Genomic DNA, 8,248 nt, shown 5'->3' with positions numbered 1-8,248 from the left:
TGCAGGACTTAACCTAACACCTCACGGCACGAGCTGACGACAACCATGCAGCACCTTGAAAATTGTCCGAAGAAAAGTCTATTTCTAAACCTGTCAATTCCCATTTAAGCCTTGGTAAGGTTCCTCGCGTATCATCGAATTAAACCACATAATCCACCGCTTGTGCGGGCCCCCGTCAATTCCTTTGAGTTTCATTCTTGCGAACGTACTCCCCAGGTGGCTAACTTATCACTTTCGCTTAGTCTCTGAAGCTTAAAGCCCCAAAAACGAGTTAGCATCGTTTACGGCGTGGACTACCAGGGTATCTAATCCTGTTCGCTCCCCACGCTTTCGTCCATCAGCGTCAGTTAAGACATGGTAACCTGCCTTCGCAATTGGTGTTCTAAGTAATATCTATGCATTTCACCGCTACACTACTTATTCCAGCTACCTCTACCTTACTCAAGGCTCGCAGTATCAATGGCAGTTTCATAGTTAAGCTATGAGATTTCACCACTGACTTACGAGCCCGCCTACGGACCCTTTAAACCCAATAAATCCGGATAACGCTTGCACCCTCCGTATTACCGCGGCTGCTGGCACGGAGTTAGCCGGTGCTTATTCGTATAGTACCTTCAGCTTTCCACACGTGGAAAGGTTTATCCCTATACAAAAGAAGTTTACAACCCATAGGGCCGTCGTCCTTCACGCGGGATGGCTGGATCAGGCTCTCACCCATTGTCCAATATTCCTCACTGCTGCCTCCCGTAGGAGTCTGGTCCGTGTCTCAGTACCAGTGTGGGGGATCACCCTCTCAGGCCCCCTAAAGATCATTGACTTGGTGAGCCGTTACCTCACCAACTATCTAATCTTGCGCGTGCCCATCTCTATCCACCGGAGTTTTCAATATCAAGTGATGCCACTTAATATGTTATGGGGTATTAATCTTCCTTTCGAAAGGCTATCCCCCAGATAAAGGCAGGTTGCACACGTGTTCCGCACCCGTACGCCGCTCTCTCTGTCCCGAAAGACAAATACCGCTCGGCTTGCATGTGTTAGGCCTCCCGCTAGCGTTCATCCTGAGCCAGGATCAAACTCTCCATTGTATGTTTGTCTGACTCACTCAAAGTTATTAACGTTCTAGTATTTTCCTTACTTGGTTGTTATATCTATTTTTCAATGATCTTCTTATATCTTACGCTTTTTACTATACCTAATTTTCTGTCGTTTTCAGTATAGATTTGCGTGTGCAAAAGTAAAACTTTATTTCTAATTGACAAAGCGTTTTCTAACTTAATTTAGTGTCTTGTAAATAACCCTAACCTCGTTTTCAACACTCCTTATCTTCTACTCCTCTGCTCCCGTTTTACCGGACTGCAAAGATACAAATCTTTTTAACTTTTCCAACTCTTTCTAAGAAAAAGTTTAAGTTATTTTTTGATTCGTTTTTGTTGTGTAGATATTGTCTTACTGTCTTCTGCGCTACCAATCAACATATCGTTTTTCAGTGGGGCAAAAGTACTCTCTTTTTACCCACCACTCCAAACTTTATTAACTTAATGTGGAGATAATTGGTTTTTTGTGGAGAATTAGGCATACTAAATAATTGATTTTATTAACGTTATGTGATATTTTGTAGTTATCCACATTGTTCGATTTTAGTTTTGAATATGTTATAAGACTGCTTTATACTGCTTAAAATACTTTTGGGAAGTATTCCTATTATATATAGGTTTTTGAAACCTATGAGGTTTGGGTTGGGGCTTAGATGTGAGGCCTCAAGGAATTACTGTTTTTTGTTTCCCACAGATTTTCGCAGATGTTGAAGGGGCTGGATATTGAACGAATTGATTATAGGCAGTAGTGGATGGATGAAATGTTGATTTTTTTACTCTTAAATCAAACCTAACAGGTTTTTGAAACCTGTTAGGTTTAAAGGCGATGAAGATTACCAATAAATAATCCCATCCCCGGGGCAGACCTTGAGGTATTTATCTTCGAATACATCGTTGTCTTATTTTATCTCTGAATATTTTGTGAAACTGCCATTCTGAATGGAATGTAGTGGAGTGAAGAATCTTTATCCTTTTTTTAGTTTACCTGTTGAGATCCTTACAGGATGACAAACTTTATGGTGATAGTGACTGTTGAAAAGAACGACCAATACCCTAGCCCAGATAGAAACGGGTACCCCGCAACATTGGATGGGAGCGTGAGAGGGCTTGAGCGTTGGAGCGCGATGGAGTGAGGAGTATGAGTGGAGAGCTGGATGAAGCTACTGAAAAAATTTGAACTAGAGGAAGGAGGGTTTGAGAGTTGGAAAGTATGATAGAGGTTATGTTTTTGAGATTGCTTCGGCGCTTCACTTCTCGCAATTGACTGTTTGGAAAAATAAAAAGCAGAGTTTAATTACTCTGCTTTTCTTTATTATATATGGTACTTAAAAATTCGCCATAGGATTTCTCTAACCCTATAATGTCGCCAGATTTTAAGTTTATACCGCCGACTCCTGTGTCGTCTGATTTAATTTTTGTGGCTGAGATTTGAAAATATTGACTGATCTCTCCCTGCTTGGGCTGTAGCTTAATGGTAGAACCCAAAAGTTTTTTTGTAGAAATTACATACAATTCTCCCGGCACCACTTTTATAATGATGTATGATCTTGGAGATAATGTATAATCTTTTTTGTTTACGCCTATCTTTTGGTCTTTGTCTGATGACGCAAATAAAAAGATATTCCCCGTTTGATTTAAAAACTTGTCTTTTGGTAAATAGTATAAAGCAAGTTTATAATTGGAAGGATTGAAAGCTTGCGGCGAGCCATCTATATTTTCAAATGGTTTTAATGAAAACGCGTTGGCACCAATTTCTTTTGCCTTCTTATAGATTAAAGAAAAAACTTCAGCGTCGTCTTTTGAGAATCCCTGAACTTCTACTTCTCCTAAAAGTTCGGCCTGCTTGGCTTCTTCGTTTATTCTGTATAGAAATTTATCTGTGTTCTCGTTTGTTTTTTCAACTTTCGTTAAATAAACATTCTGAGCACTGAAAACCTGGGCAAAAAAAACAAAAATGATTATTCCTAAATTTTTCATGAGATATTATTTTATTGTGAAAGGATTTCTACACATTCTTCTAAACTATTCTCCCAATGTTTTAGTTCAATTTTATAGGTCTCTTCAATTTTATCTAAACACATTGTACTTCTTTTCGGGCGTTTGGCCGGAGTTGGATATTGTTCTGTTGTTAATGCATTTAATTTTACGGAAGCGTTTGAAAATTCAGCAATCTTTTTAGCAAATTCAAACCATGTTGTTTCCGGATAATTTGAAAAGTGGAAAACACCGAAGGTTTTCGTTGGAGCACCGATGATATTCATGATTGCTTCTGCCAGATCATTTGCATTTGTAGGCTGGCCATATTGATCTGCAACAATTCCTAATTCGTCTTTTTGCGGAAACAAATTCAGCATGGTCTTCACAAAGTTTTTATTAAACTCTGAATATAACCAAGATGTTCTTAGAATAATGGTTTTAGGATTAATCTCTAAAGCCAATTCTTCTCCTTTTAATTTTGATTCTCCGTAAACTCCTATCGGGTTTGTGAAATCATCTTCGGAATAATCTAAATTAGTTTCTCCATCGAAAACATAATCTGTAGAAACGTGAACTAATATCGCTTTATGGTCTACACAAGCCTGAGCCAGATTTGCTACCCCGTCTGCATTTACAGCAAAAGCTTTCTCACTTTCTTTTTCCGCAAGATCTACCGCCGTGTAAGCCGATGCATTGATACAGAAATCTGGTTTTTCATTATTGAAGAAAATATTTACCTGATCTTCGTTCGTAATATCTACCGTTTGTGAATCTGCGAATACAAATTCATAATCAAGTTCAAAATCGGGAGCAATTTTTCTTATACAATTTCCCAACTGTCCGTTGCTTCCTATTACAACTATTTTTTTCATGTATTACTTTTACTTTTTAATATTGTCTTATGGAATATACATTAAATATTTCAATGTTTCCTTTTGTTATGAATTTTTTGCGTTTTGTGATCTTAAAAACTTCACTCGTGACTGAAAATCTTTCTGATCCAACTCTACATGGAATTTTTGGAATGTTTCTTTTATATCGTCCGGATGAACTTCTGATTTTCTAGTTTTCATATTGAAGTAAATAATCGTAACCCATAAAACCGCATGCACTGTTTTCTCATCCAAGCTTTTCATTAAGATTTCCACCTTCGCTGTTCTGTCTTGGATTTCGATGGTTTTGCTACTGATTACTACCTGAGTATTATATCTTACTTCTTTTAAATATGCTATTTCGTTTTGAATGGCAATCCAGGTACAGCCTGTTTTTTTAGTATATTCTTCGTAAGTGAAACCATAAAATGTTTCGACATGATCTTCTCTTGCATTGAACATGTAATCGAGATATTTCACATTATTTAAATGCCCAATCGGATCACAATCACTAAATCTGACCTTTACCGTAGTTGATACTTCTTTTTCCATTTGGCAAAAATAAAAAAACCACCTCTAAAAGAGGTGGTCTGTTCTATAAATCTTTGTTAATTTGTTTCAATTAAAGACCTAATTCTTTTTTTACAGCTGGAGTAGCATCTGTACCTGCTTTGTAAACAAACGCAGAAGAGTTAGCATCCATAACGTAATCATAACCGTTTGCTTTAGCAACTTTAGTTACAACATCGTTTAGTTTCTTTTCAACCGGCTCATAAGCTGCATCTCTTTTAGCAACAAAATCTTTTTGAGCTTTATCTTGCATTTGGTTGATCTCGTCATTCATTTTAGACAATTCAGCTTCTCTTGCTTTGTTTTCGTCAGCAGTTTTCTTTGGAGCTTCTTCAGTATATTGCTTTAATTTAGCTTGTCCAGCGTCAGCTTTCTTTTTAATTTCTGCTTGCTTAGCATCTAAGAAAGTTTTTAAATCTGCATCTGCTTTTTTCTTTTCAGGCATTGCTTCAAGAACACCCATAACATCTAAAGTAGCAATTTTTTGAGCTTTTGCCATACCTACAGATACAACCATCATTACTGCTGCAAATAATACACTTAATTTTTTCATAACTGGTAAATAAATAATTTAATTTGTTTATTAGATTTTAAATATAGGAAAAAGTTAACTTTAATAATTACTTTTTACCTTTTGTATTTGTTTTTTCCTTTTTATCGGCCCCTGTTGAACCTTTTAATAAAATATCCAGCACTTTGTCTGTATAATCAAATCTTTTTTGAAGGAAAATAACATTAACATTATTGGCTTTATCAAGAACTATGCCCAAGCCATTTTTCTCAGACATCGTCTGAATGGCCGTCCAGATCTGATCCTGGAAAGGCACGATTAAGCTTGTTCTTAATTTTGTGATCTCACCATTGGCTCCAAACCTCAAACTCGTAGTAGTTTTGACGTTTTTATCCAAATCCATCACCTCTTTTTCTCTAAGCTTTAATTGGTCTCCGACTAACAAAACTCTTTCGTTTTCAAAAGCTGATCTTTTCTTTTCAAATTCAGACTGCAAACTTTGAAGTTCAGATTGCCAAGTATCAATTTGTGAATTTAGTCTTGCTTCAGCTTCTTTATATTGAGGTAACTTATCTAATATGTATTCTGTATCTACTACGCCGACTTTCTGAGCATTGCTCAAGCCGAAAAGTAAGAATACTATAAATGTGAGAACTGTTTTAAAATATTTCATATTGCGAATTATAATGATTGGTTCATCAAGAAGTGTGTCTTCCATCCTGAAGGCTCAGTTCCAAGAACTGTTTTATCAAATCCGTAAGCAAAATCAAATCCGATCAATCCAAATGCACCCATGTAAACTCTTACCCCAACACCAACTGATCTTTTTAACTGGAACGGATTATAGTTACCCCATGAGTTCCAAACGTTACCTCCTTCAGCAAATGTTAATGCATAAATTTTAGCGGTTTGACTCATTGAAATTGGATATCTTAATTCTAACGTAAATCTGTTATAAATTGTACCTCCTCCTTTTTGAGTAATATCGTCAACAGTTCCACCATAAGTAGAAGCATTTTCGTAACCTCTTAAAGGAATTAGTTCTCTACCATCATATCTACCTCCGAAAAGTCCTGTTCCTCCTACATAGAATCTTTCAAATGGCGGAGCTCCTAATTCTTTGTTGTATCCGTCCATGAAGCCCATTTCAGCAGAAGATCTTAAGACTAGTTTTCCAGCAATCTCGTTATAAACGTCCGCTTTAAACTTAATTTTATAGAATTCCATCCACTTATACTTTTCAGTAGGACTCATTGTAGAATAGTCTTTATTGCTAAACAATGAATATGGCGCTGTAAATTTCCCGGAAAGTTCAATATTAGAACCTGTTGTTGGGAAAATTGGGTCAATACCCGCAGAGTTTCTACTTAATCCGATATTAAGACTTAAGTTATTTGCTGTTCCATAATATTCAGTAGTATCACCGAATTCAAATGGATAGTTACTAAAGTCATATTTCTGATACTGAAGACCTGTGTATAATGAGAAATAATCATCCGGCCATTTCAATAATCTATTTAAACCTACTGATGCGGAGAAGATATTCAACTTCTGTGCATTACCATACTGGTCAGAATATTTTACTCTTGAAGTATTTAAACTTACAGATAGTGCAGTTGGTCTTGTTCCGAACAACCAAGGCTCTGTGAAAGATACTCCATAGTTTTGGAAATACTGTCCAGCTTGCGCTTGAAGAGATAATGTTTGTCCGTCCCCTTGTGGTACAGGTCTAAAGTCTTTAAACTTAAGGAAGTTCTTCAATGAGAAGTTGTTGAACGTTAATCCTAGAGTTCCAATAAAGCTGTTACCACCGTAACCTGCCTGTAACTGAACCTGAGAAGAACCTTTCTCCACCAATTTCCAATTGATATCTACTGTATTATCTTGTTGATTTGGCTGAATATCCTGACCTACCTGCTGTGGATCAAAGAATGACATTCCCGCTAAATCAAAATATGTTCTTTTAATATCACTCTTAGCAAAAAGACTTCCCGGCTTCGTTCTTAAAGCACGAAGGATAACGTGGTCATGCGTTGTTGTATTCCCTTGCCAAGTTACTTTATTCCAAGTTGCTTTTTCACCTTCGTTGATACGGATCTCAAGATTAATCTTATCTCCATCTACCGATTTTTCAACAGGAGTAACGTTAGAGAAAAGGTAACCGTTATTCATGTAAACCGACTTGATATCAGAATCATCTTCTTTACCTCCATCTTCTCCAACTTTTTTGTTGAATCCTACTGCATCGTAAATATCACCTTTCTTATATCCTAACAATCTTTGTAGATAGTCTGTAGGATATACGGTATTTCCAGTAAATGTAATATCACCAATGTAATATTGTTTACCTTCTTTTAATTTTACGTTGATTTCGTAATCGTTTTTCTTATTTCTCCACACAGAATCAGAAACAATAGCTGCATCTCTATATCCTAAAGAGTTATAGTAGCTGATAAGACTTTGCTTATCTTCCTGATATTTTTCTGCGATGAATTTTGAAGGCTTTAAGATTCCTCCAATACTAAACCTTTTTTGTTTAGTTTCTTTAAAAGCCTTATTTCTAAGTTTTGAATCCGTCACTTTCTCGTTTCCTTCGAACTCGATGTGGTTGATTTTTACTTTTTTGCCTTTATCAACAATAATCGTCCAGTCTACCAAAGCAGGATCATTCGCATTTACTTTATCCTCAATGGTGATCTTAGCATCTGCAAATCCTTTTTTGATGTAATCTTTAGGAATATTTGTTTTAAGACTTGAAACTAAATTTTGGGTAATTTTCGTTCCCGGCTTCAGATTGTTGTCTTTTGCCAGTTTTTCATTCTTAGATTTCCCAATTCCTTTACCCTTAAATTTAACTTCTCCAAGTTCTTTTAAGTCTTGTAAATAGAATTTCAAAACTACAGTTTCGCCTTCAATACTTTGTACATAGACCTCCACTTCCGAAAAAGATTGAGTGTCCCAAAGTTTTTTAATAGCATTGCTGATTTTCTGCCCAGGGATATCTACACTTTCTCCTTTTGACAATCCTGTAAATCTTAAGATCTGTGCAGGTGTGTATTTTTTAACCCCATCTACAACGATGTCTTTAAGCATGTAAGAGCCTATTTGGCTGTCTGCATGCACAGGATTATTCACTTTTGTGCTGTCCTGTGGCGTTACCTGTCCATAAAAATGTGCAGAAGCAACAAACATAATGATGGGTAATAGTCTAAACTTCATTTTAT

At 36.4% G+C, this 8,248-nt stretch carries 6 protein-coding genes and 1 rRNA gene; all 7 read right to left on the bottom strand.

Annotation, left to right across the window (positions count from 1 at the left end; all coding sequences use genetic code 11):
• A 16S ribosomal RNA gene (locus AMQ68_RS22735) occupies positions 1–1,085 on the bottom strand; the annotation flags it as partial.
• Between the two features lie 1,299 nt (positions 1,086–2,384).
• On the bottom strand, positions 2,385–3,071 hold the full coding sequence (locus AMQ68_RS22730; RefSeq protein WP_054512847.1) for a hypothetical protein: 687 nt from the start codon (positions 3,069–3,071) through the stop codon (positions 2,385–2,387).
• Positions 3,072–3,082: 11 nt separating this feature from the next.
• Positions 3,083–3,943 (bottom strand): dTDP-4-dehydrorhamnose reductase, encoded by an 861-nt coding sequence (gene rfbD / locus AMQ68_RS22725; protein WP_054512846.1) that lies wholly within the window; start codon positions 3,941–3,943, stop codon positions 3,083–3,085.
• 66 nt (positions 3,944–4,009) lie between these two features.
• Positions 4,010–4,495, bottom strand: a complete 486-nt coding sequence (locus AMQ68_RS22720; RefSeq protein WP_054512845.1) for a thioesterase family protein — start codon at positions 4,493–4,495, stop codon at positions 4,010–4,012.
• A gap of 70 nt (positions 4,496–4,565) precedes the next feature.
• Positions 4,566–5,066, bottom strand: coding sequence for an OmpH family outer membrane protein (locus tag AMQ68_RS22715; RefSeq protein ID WP_054512844.1), 501 nt, complete (start codon positions 5,064–5,066; stop codon positions 4,566–4,568).
• Between the two features lie 67 nt (positions 5,067–5,133).
• Positions 5,134–5,697, bottom strand: a complete 564-nt coding sequence (locus AMQ68_RS22710; RefSeq protein ID WP_054512907.1) for an OmpH family outer membrane protein — start codon at positions 5,695–5,697, stop codon at positions 5,134–5,136.
• Between the two features lie 8 nt (positions 5,698–5,705).
• Positions 5,706–8,243 (bottom strand): outer membrane protein assembly factor BamA, encoded by a 2,538-nt coding sequence (gene bamA / locus AMQ68_RS22705; protein WP_054512843.1) that lies wholly within the window; start codon positions 8,241–8,243, stop codon positions 5,706–5,708.
• Positions 8,244–8,248: the final 5 nt, after the last annotated feature.

The sequence above is a fragment of the Chryseobacterium sp. ERMR1:04 genome (assembly GCF_001297705.1).
In the GTDB taxonomy this organism is placed as follows: Bacteria; Bacteroidota; Bacteroidia; order Flavobacteriales; family Weeksellaceae; genus Chryseobacterium.
Note: the sequence above shows the minus strand (reverse complement) of the source record. Positions and strands in the feature narration are given on the sequence as shown.